General features: G+C 53.5%; 19 protein-coding genes. 3 read left to right on the top strand and 16 right to left on the bottom strand.

Going from position 1 to position 20,544, the window contains the following annotated elements; translation table 11 throughout:
* Positions 1–3: 3 nt before the first annotated feature.
* The 12 genes from ACQQZ8_RS06830 to coaD all read right to left on the bottom strand — a co-directional run bounded on the left by ACQQZ8_RS06830 (position 4) and on the right by coaD (position 13,020).
* The gene (locus ACQQZ8_RS06830; RefSeq protein ID WP_431711910.1) at positions 4–2,754 is read right to left on the bottom strand and encodes a stealth conserved region 3 domain-containing protein; all 2,751 of its coding nucleotides are present in this window, start codon (positions 2,752–2,754) and stop codon (positions 4–6) included.
* 5 nt (positions 2,755–2,759) lie between these two features.
* Entirely contained in the window at positions 2,760–3,320 is a 561-nt protein-coding gene (locus ACQQZ8_RS06825) for a hypothetical protein (RefSeq protein ID WP_431711909.1), read from the bottom strand.
* A 406-nt stretch (positions 3,321–3,726) separates the two neighbouring features.
* Positions 3,727–4,968 (bottom strand): stealth conserved region 3 domain-containing protein, encoded by a 1,242-nt coding sequence (locus ACQQZ8_RS06820; RefSeq protein ID WP_431711908.1) that lies wholly within the window; start codon positions 4,966–4,968, stop codon positions 3,727–3,729.
* A gap of 214 nt (positions 4,969–5,182) precedes the next feature.
* The gene (locus ACQQZ8_RS06815; RefSeq protein ID WP_431711907.1) at positions 5,183–5,641 is read right to left on the bottom strand and encodes an adenylyltransferase/cytidyltransferase family protein; all 459 of its coding nucleotides are present in this window, start codon (positions 5,639–5,641) and stop codon (positions 5,183–5,185) included.
* 78 nt (positions 5,642–5,719) lie between these two features.
* Positions 5,720–6,607, bottom strand: coding sequence for a glycosyltransferase family 2 protein (locus tag ACQQZ8_RS06810; RefSeq protein WP_431711906.1), 888 nt, complete (start codon positions 6,605–6,607; stop codon positions 5,720–5,722).
* Positions 6,608–6,646: 39 nt separating this feature from the next.
* Positions 6,647–7,462: a CDP-alcohol phosphatidyltransferase family protein gene (locus tag ACQQZ8_RS06805; protein WP_431711905.1), complete on the bottom strand. Its 816-nt coding sequence runs from the start codon at positions 7,460–7,462 to the stop codon at positions 6,647–6,649.
* A gap of 3 nt (positions 7,463–7,465) precedes the next feature.
* Positions 7,466–8,503 carry a glycosyltransferase family 2 protein gene (locus ACQQZ8_RS06800; RefSeq protein WP_431711904.1) on the bottom strand — a complete coding sequence of 346 codons (1,038 nt, stop codon included), beginning with the start codon at positions 8,501–8,503 and terminating at the stop codon, positions 7,466–7,468.
* Between the two features lie 3 nt (positions 8,504–8,506).
* Positions 8,507–9,385 carry an ABC transporter ATP-binding protein gene (locus ACQQZ8_RS06795; protein ID WP_431711903.1) on the bottom strand — a complete coding sequence of 293 codons (879 nt, stop codon included), beginning with the start codon at positions 9,383–9,385 and terminating at the stop codon, positions 8,507–8,509.
* Complete coding sequence (locus tag ACQQZ8_RS06790; protein WP_431711902.1) at positions 9,375–10,223, bottom strand: ABC transporter permease; 849 nt, start codon at positions 10,221–10,223, stop codon at positions 9,375–9,377. Before ACQQZ8_RS06790 ends, ACQQZ8_RS06795 begins: the two co-directional genes overlap by 11 nt.
* A 137-nt stretch (positions 10,224–10,360) precedes the next feature.
* The gene (locus ACQQZ8_RS06785; protein WP_431711901.1) at positions 10,361–11,440 is read right to left on the bottom strand and encodes an LCP family protein; all 1,080 of its coding nucleotides are present in this window, start codon (positions 11,438–11,440) and stop codon (positions 10,361–10,363) included.
* Between the two features lie 130 nt (positions 11,441–11,570).
* Positions 11,571–12,467, bottom strand: coding sequence for a UTP--glucose-1-phosphate uridylyltransferase GalU (galU, locus tag ACQQZ8_RS06780; RefSeq protein ID WP_431711900.1), 897 nt, complete (start codon positions 12,465–12,467; stop codon positions 11,571–11,573).
* An 82-nt stretch (positions 12,468–12,549) separates the two neighbouring features.
* Positions 12,550–13,020 carry a pantetheine-phosphate adenylyltransferase gene (gene coaD, locus ACQQZ8_RS06775; RefSeq protein ID WP_431711899.1) on the bottom strand — a complete coding sequence of 157 codons (471 nt, stop codon included), beginning with the start codon at positions 13,018–13,020 and terminating at the stop codon, positions 12,550–12,552.
* A 131-nt stretch (positions 13,021–13,151) separates the two neighbouring features.
* Between coaD and ACQQZ8_RS06770 the strand changes: the two genes are divergently transcribed.
* Positions 13,152–14,363, top strand: coding sequence for an aminotransferase class I/II-fold pyridoxal phosphate-dependent enzyme (locus tag ACQQZ8_RS06770; RefSeq protein WP_431711898.1), 1,212 nt, complete (start codon positions 13,152–13,154; stop codon positions 14,361–14,363).
* Entirely contained in the window at positions 14,363–15,142 is a 780-nt protein-coding gene (locus ACQQZ8_RS06765) for a spermidine synthase (protein WP_431711897.1), read from the top strand. The genes ACQQZ8_RS06770 and ACQQZ8_RS06765 overlap by 1 nt, the downstream gene beginning before the upstream one ends.
* Here the strand turns inward: ACQQZ8_RS06765 and rsmD are convergent.
* From rsmD to ACQQZ8_RS06745, 4 genes are read right to left on the bottom strand one after another with little or no spacing between them, the layout of a single operon-like run.
* Positions 15,113–15,703 (bottom strand): 16S rRNA (guanine(966)-N(2))-methyltransferase RsmD, encoded by a 591-nt coding sequence (gene rsmD / locus ACQQZ8_RS06760; protein ID WP_431711896.1) that lies wholly within the window; start codon positions 15,701–15,703, stop codon positions 15,113–15,115. The two genes, ACQQZ8_RS06765 and rsmD, sit on opposite strands and share 30 nt — an antisense overlap.
* Before the next feature lie 33 nt (positions 15,704–15,736).
* Positions 15,737–17,920 (bottom strand): ATP-dependent DNA helicase RecG, encoded by a 2,184-nt coding sequence (locus tag ACQQZ8_RS06755; RefSeq protein WP_431711895.1) that lies wholly within the window; start codon positions 17,918–17,920, stop codon positions 15,737–15,739.
* Positions 17,907–18,875, bottom strand: a complete 969-nt coding sequence (locus tag ACQQZ8_RS06750) for a DAK2 domain-containing protein (protein WP_431711894.1) — start codon at positions 18,873–18,875, stop codon at positions 17,907–17,909. The genes ACQQZ8_RS06755 and ACQQZ8_RS06750 overlap by 14 nt, the downstream gene beginning before the upstream one ends.
* A 21-nt stretch (positions 18,876–18,896) precedes the next feature.
* Positions 18,897–19,952 (bottom strand): LCP family protein, encoded by a 1,056-nt coding sequence (locus ACQQZ8_RS06745; protein WP_431711893.1) that lies wholly within the window; start codon positions 19,950–19,952, stop codon positions 18,897–18,899.
* A 66-nt stretch (positions 19,953–20,018) separates the two neighbouring features.
* Between ACQQZ8_RS06745 and ACQQZ8_RS06740 the strand changes: the two genes are divergently transcribed.
* Positions 20,019–20,540 (top strand): DUF3515 domain-containing protein, encoded by a 522-nt coding sequence (locus ACQQZ8_RS06740; protein ID WP_431711892.1) that lies wholly within the window; start codon positions 20,019–20,021, stop codon positions 20,538–20,540.
* Positions 20,541–20,544: the final 4 nt, after the last annotated feature.

The following is a 20,544-nucleotide window of genomic DNA, read 5'->3' as shown; positions in this document are numbered from 1 at the left end:
GCGCTAGACCCCCTCACCATTTGGCACGGGAACATTCTTTGAATGGATTTCATCCTTGGCGGGGTAAGGGAAACGACTGCGGAAGAATTGATCAATCATCTCATCCACCTGTTCACCGGACCACTGCGGATTCTCTCCTTCGCCGATGGTCAAGACGTCAAAACTCTGCGTGACCTGCAAATCGTGTAGCCGCTGCGGCAGCGATGGCGTGGAAAGCGAGCAGTAGGTGTACTTCAAGTTTCCAGGCATATAGGTCCCAGTGAAGTAGCCATAGTACTGGGCGAAGGAAGAGAGAAGCGAAATATCCGACGGGCTACGGAATCGCGCAGCCCGAACCTTCTGGAATACCTCCGGGTAGTCGGCCTCGATTTGTTCGAGCACAGACTTTCGGTGCGGCTGCGGGGTGTGTAGCATGCCGCGAGTGATGACTCGTCCAAAGCGTTGAAACAGCATTTTGCGGTTATTCTGCGCGGCCCACATATGCGGTTCGGCATCCTTCGAATGGATAGCGATTTTAACCGGCGACATGAAGAACTTGGCCAACCCGTTACCGTGGAAGTAGTTTGCGGGATCCTGCAACCGCAGCAGCATGGTGTCGTCATTGAAGTACAGGAAGTGTTCGGCAAGACCCGGGATCCGGTGCAAGCAAGACTCAATCGCGTGCGAGTTGAATACCGGTAATACTTCTGGCTCCGGGAAGATCTCACGATGGGTGATGACTTTGATCTCGGACTCCTCGGCCAACCACTTCGGGTACTGATCGGCTGTCACTAAGTAAATATTCCGTACCCACGGCATAAAGGAGCGCACGCTACGGACCGAGTACTTCAGTTCATCCCGGTTGCGGAACCGCATCTGTCCCACTGAGAGTTCATGCTGCCCGCTGGTGTCTGCGGTGAACTCATGCTTTTGTTGTTGCCACTGAGGGTCTTGATCATCTACCCAGGTGTATACGACGTCAATGGGGTACTGAATGTGATCCCATAATGGAACATCGGTCAGTATCTGTCCGTTCGTGAAGTCCTCTTCGGTCAGTAGATCCACACCCGGGTTGTGCCGCCCTGGGGTATAACCTTCATCAGTTTCCGTCCAGAATTCGATGTCCACACCCATGGCAGAACCCCACGTGAACCGCCTCAGGGAGTCAGAGATCGGAATAAACGCGCGCAGCGTATCCAGTGAATCTTCGGCGTAGGGATCCAGTGGCGCGAAACGCGGGTGCCAATCCTTCGCGGTAAATTGCCGGTTGCCCCGCATAGGACGTAAACAAAGGCTGGCCGGTGCGTTGGTAGCAATAGTTGCTAGAAGTGCGTCTTTGTCGCCTTCGCGTACCGCAAAGCTCTGCCGATACGTTCCGTAAGCAGGAATCTGCACGAAAGGCACTTTGGCTTCGGCCAACAGGCTGCGCACTGCCTCACGGTTATCATCCATCACACGAGAGACCGACAGTTCTTCAGGTTCAACGATAGTGATCTGGAACTTATCCCCGGATGCCGAGGCTTGTCCGTGGACAGAATCCACGTTCGCGCCCTTTGCAGACCCGGATTGATCGGTTGCTGAGGCATGGCGGAGATTGGTCGATATCCGCGATTCACCGACATGGCGGCGTTCAAGGAGCTGTTCGTAGAGCTCAACCCACTTGTCGTTGATGGTATCCGGCGCATACGCCACAGCAGTTTCTAAAGCTTTGCGTCCCATGGCTGCGCGCAGTTCATGGTCTTCGGCAAGCTGTCCCAAGGTCTGAGCAAACTGTTCCGTGTCGTTTAGCGGCACCAAGTACCCATCCTGACCATGGCTCAGAATATTGCGCGGACCGATCGGACAATCGTAAGCAACGGTAGGCACCCCGGCTGCTAAGGCTTCCAGAATCACCAGTGGCTGCCCCTCACTTCGGGAAGTCATGGCGTGAATTCCGGCTTTGGACCACTCAGTGCGTAGATCGTTGAGACCAGTAATGATGGTCACCGAATCATTTAAATTCAGCTCGCCCATGAGCGTGCGCAAGGCTGTCTCACGAGCACCGGAACCATACAGTTTCAAATCCCAATCGGGGTGATTTTCGCGGAATAGCGCGAAGGCTTTCAAGAGATGGTCAAATTGCTTTCCCGGAGCAAGCCGGCCCGAGGCCATAATGGTGCGGTTATCAACCGAAGCACGCGGGCGAAAGACATCTTCTAATGAGTTGGGGATAACGGCGCTGACAAATCCCTTGCCTGCGAACTCTTCTAAGATCCAATCTTCGTTCTCGTTGTTTAACGAAACGATCGCATCAATATTATGTGCAACATTCGCCAGCGGAGTGATGCCCACTCCACGGCGCATACTAGCCCGGTGTTCTTGGGCTACGATCACGGTGGCATCCGGGGCAAAGTGCGAGGCTAACATGGCCAAGGCCGGGGTGGTAGTCACCAAGACGTCCGCATCAATGCGCGGCAATTGCTGCTGGGCCACAATATCGGCAAGTTTATTGAACTGATCGTCCCACGCGTAGGGCACCAAGGACGAAGGTTCAGAAAAAATTGTTGAGGTTAACTCGGCTGGCACCGTCCCGGACAGGTCTGTCCCATCCGAATCAATCCAGTAGGTCACAGCCACTTCAGAAGGTACCGCCGATTGCAAGGAGCCATCAGTCCGGTAAAGGCTAATAATCGAAGCCTGGTGGCCCCGCTGAAGCAATCCCTGAATTTGAGCCTTAACGGCGTGCTCTGTGCCCGCGTTGGTGTCGCCGGTGGTCAGCAGAAATGAGATCTTCATCCTGGTTATAGCCCTTTCTTCACGATCTTGACTGCCAAACGCGAGTCTTTGGTCCAATAAGCTTTCCCTTTGGCCGCTACCTGGTCATTGACCATCCAGAACCATGGGTAGAGGTAATTATTGCGGGGCTTACGTTCCGAAGGAGTCTTTACACGAAAGCTGACTCGGCTCTTCGGGTTAGCTGTGTATACACAGTCCCACAAGCTTTCACCGTCCGGCAGAGCAGCTAATGCGTCATGAAATTCTTGAATCGAAAAACGTGTACCTTCCGGTGTCGCCGTTCCAGAAACTTGCGACTTAGTAGAGCGACAAACAAAAGACAGATTTTGATCTTTTTTGCCTTCGTCCAAAACTGTCAACGAACCGTGATGGCTTCGAACCACGATTTGGGGTGGAACCTCAGCGGACTGAACCTGAAGCGCATCGGTTTTTTGTCCGAATAGTTTGGTGAAAAAACTCAATCCACCTGTTGGCTTTTTGAGCCCTTGAGGTAATTTCACGGCACTGAAAGAGTCGCCGGGAACGGCGGCCTGCAGAAGGTAGTCCCGCGCGGCCGGTGCTGTCACTTCGAAATGCCACCCACTGGGTACCTGGGTCACGAAACGCGCAGGAACCAATTCAGCATTTGCGTCTGGGACCGTGAGACGGACTTGCGGAGGATGCGCGTTGGCAGCCTCTGTGTGATCCGTGAGGAGAAAACTCAAACGGCCCTGCGCGGACCACGAGTACTCGAGTACTTCGAATCGCGACTGAGACCTGACAAACAGATTCGGTAGCAGGGTCGTGTCCTTTCCTTTGGGCTAGAGCAGCTATTCATGCCCGCGCCACACAACTATCAAGTCTAAACGCCTCGATGCTCACATCGCGGAACCTACAACGTTAGACAAACAACACGATCGGTTCTGACCTGAACGCCGATCATGTTCGTGTCATCAATAAATCTAGGCGCGCAGATTCTTTGTTACCTGACGATTAGAGCTCAAAAGATGATTTATGAGGAAACCGGCCGGCTAAACTATCGGTTACCACTTTGCTGCGGTGAGCATCCTGACTCTGGAGCACTTCATTGATGCAAAACATATCTAAAATTTTGTTCTTCCGTAGCCGGAGAATGTCCACATAGAAATTCTCCGAACCGATATCCACGTACTGGTAGGCAACCTGTGTGGGAAAACCTAGTCCCAGCTGTGCCGCATACTGATGCGCCAGGGAGGATGGGATCGATAGATCACTTGGTGATCGAAACCGCTGCCGAGCAATTTCCGCAATGCGTTCGGGCATGTCCCCCACAATCTCCTGATGCACTTGCTTGCGTTGGGGATGCGCCACATGCTGGAACTTGCGTGACGTGGTTCGTTCGAACCGCTTCACGATTACCTCACGGTTATTGGCAGCCGCTTTATTAACTGGAAGATCGGGATCTTCTGCCTCCGCAAAATGCCCTTTAGTCAGACAGTACTTTGTCTGACCAGCAGGACCATAGAAAACATTGGGATTGAGATAGCGACCAAAGAACACATCATCATTGACGTAAATAAAGTGCTCGGCAAGACCTGGAATGTTGTGCAACTGAGATTCAATGGCGTGCGAATTGAAGGTCGGCAAACACTCACCGGGTTCGGTGAAAATCTCCTCATGATCCACCAGGGTGAGTTTCGGATGTGCTTCATCAAGCCATGCTGGCCTCTGACCTGCAGTCACCAAATAGACATGATTCACCCATGGAAGATACATCTCAAGGGATCTCAATGAGTAGCGTAATTCATCGCGTGAGGTGTAGCGGCCCAGATCCGTTGCGCTAAGATCCGTCGTGAGCCCCTGCGAAGCAACGGCTTCTCGGTAGGTGGCTTCCCATCGCGGATCTTGAGAGTCAACCCACGTGTAAACGATGTCTATGGGACCAACAAAGTCCTGTGCATCCGCGGTGGGTTCGATCGCCCCAGGAAATACCTGCCATATGACTCCGGTACGTGAATCGCTCTCTTTGTTGCCATGAGAAATACTCCAGGCGGAGGCGGCGGCAAACGAATGGTGAGTTACCGGCTGGAGGTCAAAGTTGGCTTGTAAGAGCGCCGTGCGCAGTACTTGCCAATGCGCTTGCGAAATGCAATACGTGGAACTGTTTGGGTCCTGTATGTAGGACAAGTTGAGAGAATCTGCCAGTTGCTTTGTTTGTTGAACGTTGCTGTCTCTCAGCGTGGAGAACCGCTGCACTTGCTGAACACTTCCGCCTTTTCGGCGCTCGTTGGCAAGGAAACTACGAAGAACCGAGTCAGGGACCGCTCTCCCGAGCCGGCCTTTCCAACCATGCAGCACTGCTGATCACCCTTTTCTTATTGTGAGTTTCACACCGGCACAAGCCTGCGTCGACACACTCGCTTTATGTGCTGACTGTGGTTTGGATATAGTTCTCTCGAACTATCAATCCCTAACTGAGCTCTTTGACTATCTGGCTTAGCGTATCCAGTGTGTTCTTCAAAGATTCCACATGCCGCTCATCAAATTCGCTGAGCACTCGTTTCATTTCGGTGGTTGAAACACCGGTAGTGCGCGGAAGGTAAATAACTTCGACTTCATCTTCGAGGTCGTCGAACTTCCCCTTCCAGTCTTCACCAATCCCAAAAACATCAACATTGTATTTGCGGATATCCTCGCGCTTTTGTTCCCAAGACTCCTCGGGAATGGCCTCATCAACGAAGCGAATGGAACGCACGATTTCAATGCGCTGGTCAAAGGGAACGATCGGTCGCTTTCCCTTGATGGCATTGAAATCATCGGTTGAGACACCAACAATCAAGCGGTCCCCCTGCGCTTTCAAACGCTTGAGGATATTCAGATGTCCAATATGGAACAAATCGAACGTCCCATAGGTCAATACTGTCTTCAAAAATCGGCCACCTTGATTCTGCAATCTACTATCTGCGGCGTATCACGTACCGCTTTCCTGATTAGGGGAAGTATCTCACTATAGTACGGGCGGACGTCCGGCCTTTGTCATCCGAAGAATTGTCGCCCAGCTAATACGTTTACGCGGAGCCTGATACCAGGGGCTTCCCTTCCAGCCAGCTTTCCAGCCAGCAAGATACTGACGTACCGCAGCCTTGTTCTTGCGAAGCCGTAGACACTCGACCAAGGCCCAATCAATCGTATAAATCCAGCGCAATGGAATCGGTAGATTTCGGCGAGCCAACCAGACCCGGTTCCGGGCATTCAGGCGATAAAATTCATCATGACGCCGTGGATCAACGACCGGGTGTCCAATTCGCAGATCACCGGCGTACCACACGTAATGCCCGGTATCCCAGACTCGCCATGCCAACTCAATTCCTTCATGGGCGTACCAGAATCCCCCGGCCCACCCACCGGTCTGTTCAAAGATCTTTCGCGGCATAACCAAGCAGGTTTCACCTACATGAAAAACTTTGCTTGGTTCCTCGGCACTGCGCTTATTGAGCCGGGGAATCCACCGGGTGGGTTCGTCTTCACGTTCTGGATCGGTAATACGCGGTTGTAAAAGTCCCATACGTGGGTATTGGTCAAAGCGTTCAACTGCCGTCATCAGGAAGTCATCATCTAAGAACCATGAGTCGTCATCCAAAAAGCACAAGAATTCGCCGGACACTTCGCTAACTCCGGCGTTACGTCCGGCGGGGATACCGAGGTTTTCGGGCAGATAATGGGTCCGGATTGGATCCGGGATATCTACCGGGTCCCATCCGTTACCCACCACAACAGCGTCAATCTCGACATGCTGTTGGGCTAGAAGGGAGTCAAGGGCTCGGCGAAGCTCTACTGGTCGGGTGCCCATGGTGAGTACTACGACACCAATAGTGGGTTTACCGGCAGACGGCATTGATCCCTCCTTCATCTGATGAGAATTTTTTCGGCCAGGCTACTTCAGCCGGGATGAGGCCATCGAGGACAGGAAGTGCCCGATGTTCACCAGGACGGTGGCAGGTAGTAGAACCCAGATCATCCATTTCTCGGCTACTCCTGGCATTCCGAGCAACGCGGAAATTACCGCGCAGGCGAGAATCACTAAGCTCAGTTCGACCGCGTGCAGTAGCTTATGGAAGGGAAGGAACCGCGCCATGGAACGAAGCCGTCCAACCAAAGTCGTGGTGGGTACTGCCCGGGCAGCAGCAGTGTCAGGAAGTTTACCCAGACCAGCCATGCCGCGTGCGGCGTGAACCATCAGCGACTGTGAACGGTTCAACACCAACAGTACTGACAGGCAGGCAGCCAAAAATAGGGTCGGCCAAGCCTGCGCTTCGGTGGCAGCATCGGCAGAGAGCTCCACAAACACCCGGTAGCCCAGGGCGATCGGGATCAACGCTTCGGTGGTGTGGTGACCGACCATGTCAATGAAAATACCCTTGGGTGACTGACTGGCACGCCACCGAGCCACTTCACCGTCCGAGCAATCAAAGTACAACTGTAGTTGCGAGAAGAATACCGCTAGCAGCGGTCCCCAGATGCCCGGGATTAGCAGCGCCAGAGACATGCACCAGCCGGAAAGGATCATCAGACCGGTAACTCCATTGGCGGTGATTCGGGTGCGTACCAGAACCGCCGTCAGATAAATGGAGATGTGCCGTAGGTAAAGCTCGGCCGTCCAGTGTTCGGCGTTTCGCCGCGAGCGCACCTCTGGAGGCTGGCACACTTCACGCAGCTGATCCAGGGTGGGGTTTTTCGGACGTTCAACCATCTTCTATTTAACCCTGCCCTTATCCACTGTGCCTTGGGCACCAAAGATCCGTCCGCGCACGTAGCCTAAAGCCCAAGGGAAATGTATCGCCGGGAATACGGTGGCGGTCAATAACTTCTCTTTCACTGACTTCGCCTTACCCGTGACACCCGCATACAGGACAAAACCGCTATAGAGCACGGGGATACTTTTTGTGACTTTTAGAGCTAATCGCGCAAGCGGCGTCCGTACCGAGGAGTTTCGAGGGCCTAGCAGATTCAGGATCAGACCTACCGTGACCCCGAAAACCATCATGGGTGGAATGTCGTGGCGCAGCGACTTACCACTGGGGTACCTGCGGGCGATCTCGCCTCGCCAGGTGCCCGATGCATAGGACTGTTCGATCAAAGCTTTGTAGTTATCTCGCGGATAATACCCAACCTTGAGTTCCGGGTCGAACCAGACTTTGTAGCCTGCCGAACGGATGCGGAAACATAGCTCCCAGTCTTGGGCACGCCACATGGTTTCGTCGTAGAGGCCAACCTCGTCAAAAATCTCCCGTCGGAAAATACCTAGGTAGGCCGATTCCGACGGCCCTTCGGGCGCTCCTGAATGGTATGCGGCACCTCCGAATCCATAGCGGGAATGGTATGCGGCCGCAATCGCGCGCTGCAGTGTATTCCGACCTTTGGCATCCATCAGTCCACCCACATCATGGGCCCCTACTCGGAAGAGGGTTTCTACCCCTCTGCGGGTATAGAACGGAGGGATTTCGCTGTGCGCGTCCACTCGAACGATGACCGGCATGCTGGAAGCCTTGATCGCCAGGTTCAAGGCAATAGGAGTTCGCCCCCGAGGGTTATCGACCAGCACAATCCGTGGATCTGCGGCCGCCAATCTTTGGGCAACCTCATTGGTGGCATCGCTGCTCGGCCCCAAGGCGAGCACCAGTTCCTTGGGACCCTCATAATCCTGGTCCCAAATAGCGTTCACCGCGGTTTCGAGATATTCAGCTTCGTTAAGAATTGGCATCACGTAGGAGACGCCAGGCGTTTCGTTCATAGGTTATTTCTTGTGTTTCTCGTAAGCCTTGATCACGGTGTCCGGGTCACCATCCATTTTCTGGACGCCCTTCTCAATCCAGATCACGCGATTGCAGGTTTCTCGGATGGAATTCATCGAGTGTGAAACTAAGAAAATAGTGCCAGCGTTCTCACGGATTTCACGAATCTTCGCTTCACTGCGTTTGCGGAACTTCGCATCACCGACGGCTAAGGCCTCATCGATAATGAGAATATCGTGCTGTTTCGAGGCTGCAATGGCGAATTTAAGTCGTGCGCTCATACCCGAGGAATAGGTGCGCATGGGCAAATCAATGAACTCTTCAAGCTCAGCAAATTTGGTAATTTCTTCGCGCATGGTTTCAACCTCTTCACGGTTAAAACCAAGTGCCAACCCTCCGAGCGTGATGTTCTTATCTCCCGACATCTCGGGCATCAGGGCTGCGCCCACACCGAGCATACTTGGACGAGACGAAGCGTACACTGCACCGGAGGCGGGGGTGGTGAGACCAGTGATGGCTCTGAGTAATGTGGACTTTCCGGACCCGTTGGTGCCGATAACACCGATCGACTCATTTTCGTAAGCAACGAAGGATATACCTTTGAGTGCGTGGACGGTGCGTAGACCTTTGACGTTGGTCTGCAACAAACGCCGAGCTCCTGCTTTGCCCACAGCTTTACCACTGGAGTAAACCTGATATTTCACATGCAGGTTGTCGACCATGACCACTGGCTGTCGGGTGGGGTCTACCTGCAGTTCCGTTTCCGCTGTTGCGGCTGGTTCAACGACATCAATGAAGGAGGTGTCATCACTAAAAATCGGTTCCGGCTCATACTCGGGGTGAAGCCGTGGATTAATGAGATCTTCAAAATTAATCGACACGACCGTACCGTTCCTCTGCCTTCCAGAAGTAAATCAATCCAACAACGATGCTTACAACCGCCCAGATCGACACGACCATCCAGCCGCGTGGCTGAAGCAGGTGGTCGTTCATAATATAGCCACGCGCTAGTTCGAGTGTCTGATAAATCGGATGCCAATCGAAGACCGCGAGCATCCACGGCCATTGGCTTAGTAGTCGGTCTGCTCCGAAGAGGACTCCGGAGGTGTAGAAGAGCATCCGACTAATAATCTGCAGAATATTGGTGAAGTCACGAATGTGCACGGTGATTCTGGCACATACCAGAGCAACGCCCATGTTGAACACGGTAAATAGCAAGAGGATTGGGATGATCATGAACCATGTCCATTTGGGTGTGGTACCCAGGATCATCGCGTAAATGAACATCACGGCGACCATCGGCATCAGCGTGAGGGCGCCTTGAGTGACTTGTGCCACTGGCAAAGCAAGCCGCGGAAACGCTAGGGATTGAACGAACGAGGCGTTGCCGGTGATGGACTTGGCACCACCATTCATAGATGAGGTGAAAAATTCAAACAGAAAAACACCAATGACAACGAAGATCGGGAAATCCGCAGGCTTATTTCCACCCTGCAGGACGCCGAAAATAAATCCGTACATCAGGGCATTCAACGTCGGCTTGATAACTACCCACAACATACCCAGACGATTGCGCTGGTTCTGTGACTGCACTCGGGCCTTGGCAAGCTCGTAAATGAATGTACGACGTTCCCAAGTTTGCTTCAGATACCTACCGAGCGTAGGGCGCGCACCAACTCGGTGCAACCCATGCTGCTCGGCCGTCTCCGCAACTGTCATGTTCGTGTTTTCCTCTATCGACTCAGTCTAAAAGTCTAAAATTTCCAACCAGACTGCTCAAAGTCTAGTTGATCTTAGGGGACAACCCCGGGATGTAACTCTCAGGATGATAGTGACTCATCTCGCAAGTAACTAAATTACTCCTCCAGAATATGCAGTTCCATGTACTCGGCCATCGTATCGGTCTTCAATGCTTCACTAATCTGCTGGATCGCTAGTTCACTGGCTAACTCAATTGCTTGCCCGTCGGCGCTAGTGCCGCTTCCCGCAGTTGGCATGGTGAACATTCGTATGTCACTGGACGAGACATTATTCAGCTGCATAGCCAGGCCAGCCATGGTCGCCGCATCAAAAGAATCATCGAAAGTCAGATAGGGCGAAACCTTATCGACCAATTCGTATACCTTGCCCGGGTTCGTGAGCACCCCGGGCGCAAGCATTTGATCGACCGCAGCAGCAATAAACTCCCGCTGGTTTTTCACGCGCTGGTAATCGCCATCTAAGAAAGACTTTCGTTCTCTCACAAAACTCAGCGCACGATCTCCCTCAAGAGTGATCCGCCCCTGCGGATAGAAGTAATCGGTGTTGTGAGCCGTGAATGCGCGTTCATTCTCTACCTCAACTCCACCCAAGGCGGTACTAAGCTCACGAAAACCTTGAAAATCGATCATGGCTACATGATCGATCTTGGTGTCAAACAATCCCTCAACAGTCTGTATCAACAGGGCGGGGCCACCCAGCGAAACAGCCGCGTTGAGCTTATTCATTCCATAGCCGGGAATTTCTAACCAAGTGTCGCGAACGATCGACATCACGAATACTTCGTCACGTGTTTCTGGAATGTGGACCAACATCATCGAGTCGCTGCGCTGACCTGTAGTTTCTAATCCAGTCTCCTGAGCAGTGGGAGTGCTTTCATCGCTATGATCGACACCTAGCAACAGCATATTTAAGGATCCATCCTCTGGATCCTTAATGGGACGAGATCTTTCTTGTTCAGGAGTAAAGGAAATAGCTACCGATCTGGACTGAGAGTTAAACTTCTGCGCCAAATTAAATAGGTAATAGCCAGCCCCCAAAGCGGCTACTAGAACTACAGCAACAGCAGAGAGAACAACGGCCTGTAGCTTGCGCTTGCGTTTTCTCCTACGCTCCAACCCTAACCGGGCACTACGCGAGGTGAATTCGGTGGCTTCACCAATTCCCTTATTGGACATGCTGCACCTCGCGATTAGTGATTATGCTGACCTTGACCCGAATATCAGAATGATTTCGTGTCTTCTGGCAAATAAAAAGGCTACTCAACAAAAATGTGTTCTTGCTGAGTAGCCACTTCATGAATAATTCTTAGAGAGTTTGAGCGAAGTCCTTAAGCCAAGGGGTCAATCGCTCCCCTATCTCTTCGTGATCGATCGCTAAGGTGATAATCGCCTGTAAATAACTTAGTTTATCGCCGGTATCGTAACGCCGTCCCCTAAAGATAACTGCGTGCACACCGGAGCCTTCGCCTTCGGCAGCAGCCAGCTCTTGCAGAGCATCCGTAAGCTGAATCTCATTTCCACGGCCCGGTTCGGTGTGCTCCAGAACCTCAAAAACACGCGGATGTAACACGTAACGGCCAATAACCGCCAAATTACTTGGCGCATCTTCTACGGAAGGCTTCTCTACCAAGCGGTTAACCTTTACGTAGTCCGAGTCTTCAACGTCGCTAACATCCGCGCAACCATAGGCACTGATGTTTTCGGGTTCAACTTCCATCAACGCTATAACCGAACCGCCGGTTTGTTCCTGTACAGCGATCATGGTCGAGAGTAGTTCGTCTCGTTCATCGATCAAATCATCTCCCAACAGCACGGCAAAGGGCTGGTTGCCCACGTGTTGCTTGGCGCAAAGGACGGCATGTCCCAGACCCTTCGGGTCTTGTTGACGGACATAGTGAATGTCACCAAGCCCCGTCGCTTCATGAACTAAACGAAGCCTCTCTTCATCCCCTTTTTCGATAAGATTCTGTTCCAGCGCAGGTACCCGATCGAAATGGTCTTCAAGCGCGCGCTTGCTACGACCGGTAATCATCAGCACATCGCTAAGTCCGGCACTGACAGCTTCTGAAACCACATATTGGATTGCCGGCCTATCGACTACAGGCAGCATTTCTTTCGGCATCGCCTTCGTGGCTGGCAAGAACCGGGTACCTAAGCCGGCCGCCGGAATCACGGCTTTGGTGATCTTCTTCTGAGAAGTCATCTGTACTTAGACCGTCCTTCGTGTTTAGACCCACCGCGAGCGAAAATAGAGCTTCCGCACTGCGGGAGTTTCAGTTAGAGTGCTAAATCTTCTTAAGCCGTTTAACGACAGCTCGCGGAAAATACTCGTCGACATCTCCCCCAAGTGAAGAAACTTCCTTCAACAGGGAGGACGACAAGTGAGTGTATCGCGTGTCAGCCTGCAAGAATACGGTTTCTACACCAGTCAAATGCCGATTCATCGTAGCCATCGGTATTTCGTAGGCATAATCTACAGTGCTGCGCAAACCTTTGACAATGGCTTCGGCGCCCTGCTCCTTGCAAAAGTCAGCCAAGAGTCCCGGACCCATGGCCACCGCGCTCACTCCACGGAGTCCGCCAAGGGTTTCTTCAATGATGGCGACGCGTTCGTCCTCACCGAATAGATAATTTTTCGAATAATTTGTAGACACAGCGACGATCACTTCGTCGAAGAGGCTCGCCGCTCGGGCAATAATTTCGACGTGGCCATTGTGAATAGGGTCAAAGGATCCAGGGCATACCGCTCTACGCATGTACTGAATCTATCAAGAACTATCCCCGGCGGGGCTCAGCGCGACACTTGGCTTCGTAACTTTAGGGGCAAGGAGTGGGGTCTAGGTAGGGCAATGGGCTTGAGTAACCGTCAAACACCATAATATGAAGTATGACTTCTGCGGATTCCCCTTGGTTGAGAACTGCCTACGGTGCAAATTTGGTTGATCAGTCCGGTAATCATGCCCGGACCATTTTCGAAGAAATCACCACTCTTGCAGGACAGTATGGGGCGGTGAACTTAGGGCAAGGCTTTCCTGACACCGAGGGGCCGGCAGAGATTCGCGATGCGGCGCTCCGAGCCATAAGTCATGGCCACAATCAATATGCCCCGGGAAGCGGGTTGCTTCCGCTGCGCGAAGCAATCAGTGAGCATCAACAGCGCTTCTATGGTTTGAACGTTGATCCTGCGCAAGAGGTTGTGGTGACCACTGGCGCCACCGAAGCCATTGCAGCGTCCATTCTGGCCTTTACCCAGGCCGGTGATGAAGTGCTGACTTTCGAACCCTTCTACGACTGCTACGGAGCCATGATTAAGCTGGCCAACGCGGAACACAAAGTGCTCCCGCTACGTGCCCCGGATTTCCAGCCGGATCTTGACGAGTTAGAGCGGGCGGTCAACGACCGCACCAGGCTGATCATCTTGAATAACCCGCACAATCCCACCGGTGCGGTGTTTGGCACCGAAGTCTTGGACCGAATTATCGCACTCGCGCACAAGCACAACAGTCTCATCATTTCCGACGAGGTCTACGAGCACCTCACGTTCGGGGCCACGCACATTCCTATCGCGAGCCGACCAGGCGGATTTGAACGAACCATCACCATATCTTCGGCAGGTAAGTCGTTTTCCTTCACCGGCTGGAAGATTGGTTGGGCCACCGGACCCCAGCAGTTGATCTATCCGGTACAAACCGTCAAACAATTTCTCAGCTACTCCTCCGGACCGGCTTTCCAACTGGCTATCGCCGAGGCTCTGAACCTGCCCGACTCATTCTTCGCGACTTTTGCGGAGGATCTGGGATCCCGCGGCGAACACTTGGCGGCGGGGTTAGAACGTGCAGGATTAGAGGTCTATCGCCCGGCTGGCACATATTTCTTGGTCGCGGATCTCGCTCCGCTGGGTTTTGACGATGCAACGTCTATCGCCCGGATGCTTCCCGAGAAAATAGGTGTGGCCGCGATACCGCTTGCCGCGTTTTGTCACCCTGCCGGTAGACAAGACAATGCTTCCTTCTTGCGCTTTGCTTTTTGTAAGAAACCTGAAGTGCTCGATGAAGCCATGAGACGTTTCGAAGGACTAGCAGAAAAGATGGGCCGATAATGCCTCAAAGTGTCCGTCGCTGGTTGGGTGGCATCCAAGCCCACGCCACGATTGAGCCGGACCAGTTCATTGACGGAGCCTATGTTCTCTCCATTGCCGGGGCCGAACAATCGCACGTCAATTTGCGTCATCCTAGCGAGGTTTTCTACGAATATTTGGCGCGTATCGCCAACCACATCTCAGTGTTGTTTCCAGAGCATGCGCCGCTCCGGATCTTGCATTTAGGTGCTGGTGCATTGACTCTCGCGCGTTGGGCCACCGTGAAGTATCCGGGGAGCCAACAGGTTGGGGTGGATATCGAGCGGGAGCTCATGGATTTTGTCATTGAACATCTACCGTTCCCCGACGGAACCGCGCTGCATCCGATCGTGGCCGATGCCAAAGATGTATTGCTAGAACAACTTGCCGAGAACGAATTCGACGTCATCATTGTAGATATTTTTACTGGCGAAGACGCCCCGGAGCACTTGACCACCCCGGAATACTACGGCTTGTTGGCCAACAAACTCGCACCGCGCGGCGTGCTGTTTGTCAATGTTGGGGATGATCCACCCCTACGCTTTACCGATCGGCAAGTGGCCGCGGCTGGTCAGAGTTTTTCCTTTGTCGCGCTCAGTGCACCACCGGAGATGTTCACCCGGAAGTACCCTGGCAACCTGGTACTCACCGCGGCAAATTTCCCGGTCAATACCGAACAGATCGTTGCCTGCCAAGAAGCCGGCCCACACCCTTCGGAGATCAGAAGCGGCTTAGACCTCGATGGGTTCGGCAAACCATAACCGAGTTTCGCCATACTTTTTTTCGGCGATCACTGCCAAGCTGGCTGGCCAGACCGGCTCTGCTGAGCGGCTTGACCTTTCAACTACCACGGTGGCATCCTCGGCAAGGACAGGTGCTAACTTAGCCAAAGTTGATTCCAGTTCGGACTCGGTCAGTGGGTAGGGAGGATCTAGGAAAACCAGATCGAAAGTCTTCGTGGGGGTTCGGGTTGTCTCGTTAAAGAACCCATCTAAGACGCTGTCCACACTGCCGCGGCGCAGCTGAACTGTCTCGTTTTTCAAAGCTTTGTTCAGCGCCTGGGCGTTCTGCTGGCACACAGCGATAGCTTTGGTAGCCTTCTCCACCAGAACAACGCTTCTTGCTCCCCGGCTAGCCGCTTCAAGCCCTAACGCTCCGGATCCGGCAAAGAGATCGAGCACCCGGGCACCGGAAAGCACATTCCAGCTCTCGAGTCGGGAAAACAAAGCTTCTTTGACACGGTCCGTGGTTGGTCGGGTGGCATCACCTGGAACGGATTTGAGGCTCAGGCCCCCGGCCACGCCAGCAATGATTCTGCTCATGTATTTATCTCTTTAGATCTTGGCGCTCTACAGCTAGTTCTTGTCAAGGAATTCCCGGGTCGATTCATCAACCCATGAGTTCAATGTCTCGGCTAAAAGGGGGTGAAGTGCTCGCCATTGCTTGCCTTGGGTAAGCTCAGCAACATCGTGGCGAGCGCGTTCGATAATTTTGCGGTCCTTCATAACGCTGAGCACCCGAAGCGAGGAGCGGCTTCCGGACTGTTGAACACCCAGAATATTACCTTCCTTGCGTTCAGCAAGGTCGGCCTCGGCAAGTTCGAATCCATCGATGCTCGCCTCGACCGTCCGAAGCCGGCTTACTGAGGGATGATCGGCATCGAGCCAGGTGGTGAGCAGGCAAGTACCGGGTAGACCACCACGGCCTACTCGGCCACGTAACTGATGTAGTTGCGAGATCCCGAAGTTTTCGGCATCCATGATCACCATCAAAGTTGCGTTGTGCACGTCAACACCGACTTCAATGACGGTGGTGGAGATCAGGATATCAACCGTACCGTCGGCAAACTCTTCCATGATTGCTTGCTTATCTTCTGTGCGAAGCTGGGAATGCAGGGCTTCAACCCGAGCATCATTAAACAATGGAATCGAGTGGATGAGTTCAAACATCGATTCGACACTCATTGGTTCTGTGCCCTCGGCCTCCGCACCGGCAATTTGGCTACCGGCTTCTTTGCGGGAATCACTAATTCTGGGGCACACCACATAGACCTGATGCCCCTTAGTAACTTCTTCGGCCATGCGTTGAAAGAGCCGCTGCTGATACCCGGGAAGTTGCATGGGAACTAGGTGCGTGGTGATCGGGGCACGCCCAAAGGGCATCCGGCGGATCGTTGAAACCTCCAAGTCACCAAAGACAGTCATAGCGACCGTGCGTGGGATAGGGGTAGCGGTCATCACCAAAGTGTGCGGAACCGCGGTATACGCCTTAGCCCGCAACGCATCACGTTGTTCAACACCGAAACGGTGTTGTTCATCAACCACCACTAACCCAAGATCCGCGAACTGTACTTGTTCACCCAGCAGCGCATGAGTACCGATAATCAATCCTGTTTGTCCACTAGCTATACCCAGCAGCGCTTCGCGACGCTGTGCGGTTTTCGCCGAACCGGTAAGTAGCGCCACACCGGTCCCGTTTCCTTCGCCGAACAGGCCTGGCTCGGCCAAGGGGCCAAGCATCTTTCGAATCGATTCGAAGTGCTGGGTGGCCAACACCTCGGTTGGGGCCAAGAGCGCAGCCTGTCCCCCGGTATCAATGACCTGCAAAATCGCCCGCAGCGCCACCACCGTCTTACCCGAACCCACTTCACCTTGCAGCAGCCGATGCATGGGATGGTTTCTAGATAGATCCGAACTGATCTCCTGACCAACGTGTAACTGTTCTTCAGTCAGCTCAAAGGGTAGCCGCTCGTCAAATTGGTCTGCTAGTCCCTGAGAGGTGTACGGTCTGGCAACGGCTAGCTGACGTCCGAGCACGGCACGGCGCTCTGCGAGCGAGAGTGTGAGCAGAAATGCTTCTTCATAGGCGAAACGGCTACGAGCCCGGTAACCGTGACCGAGCTCCTTGGGCCGGTGCCGATCGTTGTAGGCCTGGTATCGCCTCGTGTAACCGTGTTCTTGCAGTAAATAGTCCGGGATAAATTCGGGCAAGTCTTCTTCACCCAGGCTATCGAGCACCAATCCCATCAGGTCTCGAACCCTTTTGCTGGGCATCTTCGCCGAAGCGGGATAGATCGGGATCGGGCGTGGGTCAGCTTCGGAGGCTTCATCCAGAATCGCATAATCTGGTTGACTCAACTGGAGGTGGTCTTGATACCAGCTAACTTTGCCCGAGAACATAGCCACGGTGTCGAGTTGTAATTCATTTCGCGCTTGGTACCCATTGAAGAAGGTCATCCGAAGTTCTTGACCATTGCTGTCTAGCTCGTCGCTGACGGTCACTTCAAAGATAAACCCTTTGCGCGAGTGCATTTGTCGCTGGCTGGTATTAGTTACCCGAGCAACGATGGTCACATGTTCGTCATAGGGTAGTTCCGCGATCGGGGTGAGTTCGCCAACTTCAACATAGCGGCGCGGAAAGTGATGTAGAAACTGCTCAACGGTGTTGTAGCCGAAGGCCTTCTCCAATTGTGTGGCGCTGCTGGATCCAAGAACGTGTTTCAGCTCGCGTTCGAGCAACCCAGAATTAGCTTCCCGCATTGTAGTGGCACAGATCGGTGACCGATAGGTTGACCGGATCGGCGTGTTCCTTAATCACGGTCAGGGCCTGCTCGGCCTCAGCAACATGTACATGAACTCGCCACCGGAAGAACTCGCCTTGTTGATTAACCGGGGACATGATCACCGAATCCCCCACTGAATCAAGTTGTCCACGCAAGGTGGCGGCGCCCAGCGCGTCCAAGGTTACCGTGCACATCACTTCCACCCCTTCAACATTCTCCACGGTGAGGTGCACGTGTGGGTCCTGAATGTTGTAGCCATGGAAGTTCTCGTAATAATCAAAGTTCGCATCAATACCGCGAATCGCCGCACATAATTCATCAATGATGATGAGCATGCCCACCGCACCGGCATCCACCACCCCGGCGGCAGCCAGACTAGGTAGTTCATTCTCGGTGCCCTGGACAGCCAACTTAGCAGCCTGAGCAATCTGGGTCAGCAGCGTATCCATAGCAGCCCGGCTCTCGGGATCCTGTTTCAGATGCATCATCGTGGTACCAGCCGCCAGCGCGGCCGCATTGATGACCGAGAGCATCGTGCCGTCCACCGGATCGCTCAACGCAGACCAGGCGCGCACTTTGGCACGTTCCAAGCCCGCTGCTAAACCGGGGGCGGTGAGCCGCTCCTTGCCGGCTAAGGGCTCGGCGAGCCCACTGAGAAATACCGCTAGGAGCGTGCCGGAATTACCGCGCGCTGATTCCATGGCTGCGCGTGCGGCTACCTCGAGGTAGCCGCCCACATCCAAGCTCTCCAATTTACTGACCGCGTCATGTCCTGCCCGGGTGGTCAGGTACAGGTTACTTCCAGTGTCGCCATCAGCCACCGGAAAAACGTTGATCGCGTTCAGTCGGTCCGAATGATTGCCCAGACTCTTTACACTCCGCTCCAGCCATCTGGCGATGGCTCGTCCAGAGATGTCGAGTTTGTGACTCATGAGAAATCAGTCTTTCTGGAATTAGCGTGACAGGTCGGTTGAAGCAACGAACTCATCAACCTTATCTTCCTGTAGCGCGGTACCGAATTTTTCGATCATTTGCATGTCGGGAATGACGATTGACTGTCCATCCGCTGATCGTCCGGGTCCGTTATTCGGGAGAGTGAAAAACTCCATGTCCGAGGTGCGGATGTTGAGCATGCCACTAGCTAGTTTCGCTACGGTGCTCGAATCTAGTGAATCATCCACGGCAATGAATGGAGAGATTTCGCTGATCACATCTGAGATACGCGCCGGATTGGTCAATGTGTCCCGAGACAAGATTTGTCCGAGCATGGCACGGACGAAAAGCTGCTGGTTTTTCACGCGCTGATAGTCGCTCCCGGGGAATGACTTCCGCTCACGAACAAATGCCAGAGCCTGTTCGCCGTTAAGAGTTTGCTGCCCCTGGGGGAAGTACATGCCGTTAGTCAGCGATTGGCGGAAGGCGATCGGATTATTGATCGTCACCCCACCTAGAGCGTCGGTAAGTCCTTTGAAACCTTCAAAGTCAATGGCAGCTACATGGTCGATACGTACGCCGAAGAGCCCCTCAAGGGTTTCGACTGCTTTAGGAACCCCTCCGCTGGCAAACGCACGGTTGATCTTCGCGGTACCTACTCCGGGGATATCCAGCCAGGTATCGCGCATGATGGAGGTGACGTAGATCGCCTCACGATTAGTCGGGATGTGGACCATCATCAAAGTGTCCGAGCGGCCACCATTGGGTAAGGTGGCAAACCCTTCGGCATCTTCGTCCTCATCGCGTTCGGCTCGGGTATCGCTACCGAGTAGCAGGATGTTTACCGCGTCTTTGGACTCTTCCCGCTCTACCGGCCGGACATCTTCGGACGGAAAGACTGTGGGAAGGGTCTCGGTGTTTCGGTCAAAGGTTCGACCCAGATTCAGTACATAAAGCCCAGCAACTAGCGCTGCGACCAACACCACCGCCAAAACAGAGATGATGATGGCCAGACCCCGACGTTTTTTCTTGCGTGGACGTTGGAGTTCATCCTGGTGAGTTGAACCTTGGGACATTTGCAACCTTTCGCCGTTAGAACTCCCTACATCTTAGCTTTCAGAATTGAACGATAGGCTTATAAGGTGGCCATCTTTAGTTATCAAAGCAAACCGTTATCAAGTCGAGTCTCAAGTATCAGCAAACGCGCAGGAATTCTGGCTGGAACTGTGGCCCTTGCCACACTGATCACTGGTTGTCAGACCATGGTTGCCGTTGAGGCGGCTGAAGACGCAGCTAGTCCGCTATGCGCCAACATGATGGTCTTACTGCCTGAAGTCATCGGGGATGTAGAGAAACGCCCCACTAGTTCACAAGCCACCGCCGCGTGGGGAGAACCTACCGAAGTAGTCCTACGTTGCGGTGTGGAGGTGCCAGGGCCCACCACCGATCCGTGCGTCTCGGTTAATGGCGTGGATTGGATTGCCCGCGAGGGTGAGAATGGCGTGTGGACGCTCACCACTTACGGTCGCAACCCAGCCACGGAAGTGTTACTTGACCCGCAGGTGATCCCATCCAGCACAGTGATTGCGTCGCTGAGCGATGCGGCCTCTAAAATCCCAGCGGAACGTGAATGCGTCTCCTACGAAAAGTCAGTTGATATTTAGCCTT

This window comes from Glutamicibacter uratoxydans (genome assembly GCF_050753455.1).
Taxonomy (GTDB): domain Bacteria; phylum Actinomycetota; class Actinomycetes; order Actinomycetales; family Micrococcaceae; genus Glutamicibacter; species Glutamicibacter uratoxydans_A.
This window is presented reverse-complemented; position numbering and strand designations above follow the sequence as displayed.

Bases quoted from the DNA above. Each gene is read 5' to 3' on its own strand.
- ACQQZ8_RS06805 (WP_431711905.1), bottom strand. From the start codon at position 7,462: ATGGTTGAACGTCCGAAAAACCCCACCCTGGATCAGCTGCGTGAAGTG.
- ACQQZ8_RS06830 (WP_431711910.1), bottom strand. From the start codon at position 2,754: ATGAAGATCTCATTTCTGCTGACCACCGGCGACACCAACGCGGGCACA.
- ACQQZ8_RS06785 (WP_431711901.1), bottom strand. From the start codon at position 11,440: ATGTCCAATAAGGGAATTGGTGAAGCCACCGAATTCACCTCGCGTAGT.
- ACQQZ8_RS06745 (WP_431711893.1), bottom strand. From the start codon at position 19,952: ATGTCCCAAGGTTCAACTCACCAGGATGAACTCCAACGTCCACGCAAG.
- ACQQZ8_RS06800 (WP_431711904.1), bottom strand. From the start codon at position 8,503: ATGAACGAAACGCCTGGCGTCTCCTACGTGATGCCAATTCTTAACGAA.
- rsmD (WP_431711896.1), bottom strand. From the start codon at position 15,703: ATGAGCAGAATCATTGCTGGCGTGGCCGGGGGCCTGAGCCTCAAATCC.
- ACQQZ8_RS06770 (WP_431711898.1), top strand. From the start codon at position 13,152: ATGACTTCTGCGGATTCCCCTTGGTTGAGAACTGCCTACGGTGCAAAT.
- galU (WP_431711900.1), bottom strand. From the start codon at position 12,467: ATGACTTCTCAGAAGAAGATCACCAAAGCCGTGATTCCGGCGGCCGGC.
- ACQQZ8_RS06750 (WP_431711894.1), bottom strand. From the start codon at position 18,875: ATGAGTCACAAACTCGACATCTCTGGACGAGCCATCGCCAGATGGCTG.
- ACQQZ8_RS06765 (WP_431711897.1), top strand. From the start codon at position 14,363: ATGCCTCAAAGTGTCCGTCGCTGGTTGGGTGGCATCCAAGCCCACGCC.
- ACQQZ8_RS06810 (WP_431711906.1), bottom strand. From the start codon at position 6,607: ATGCCGTCTGCCGGTAAACCCACTATTGGTGTCGTAGTACTCACCATG.
- coaD (WP_431711899.1), bottom strand. From the start codon at position 13,020: ATGCGTAGAGCGGTATGCCCTGGATCCTTTGACCCTATTCACAATGGC.
- ACQQZ8_RS06755 (WP_431711895.1), bottom strand. From the start codon at position 17,920: ATGCGGGAAGCTAATTCTGGGTTGCTCGAACGCGAGCTGAAACACGTT.
- ACQQZ8_RS06790 (WP_431711902.1), bottom strand. From the start codon at position 10,223: ATGACAGTTGCGGAGACGGCCGAGCAGCATGGGTTGCACCGAGTTGGT.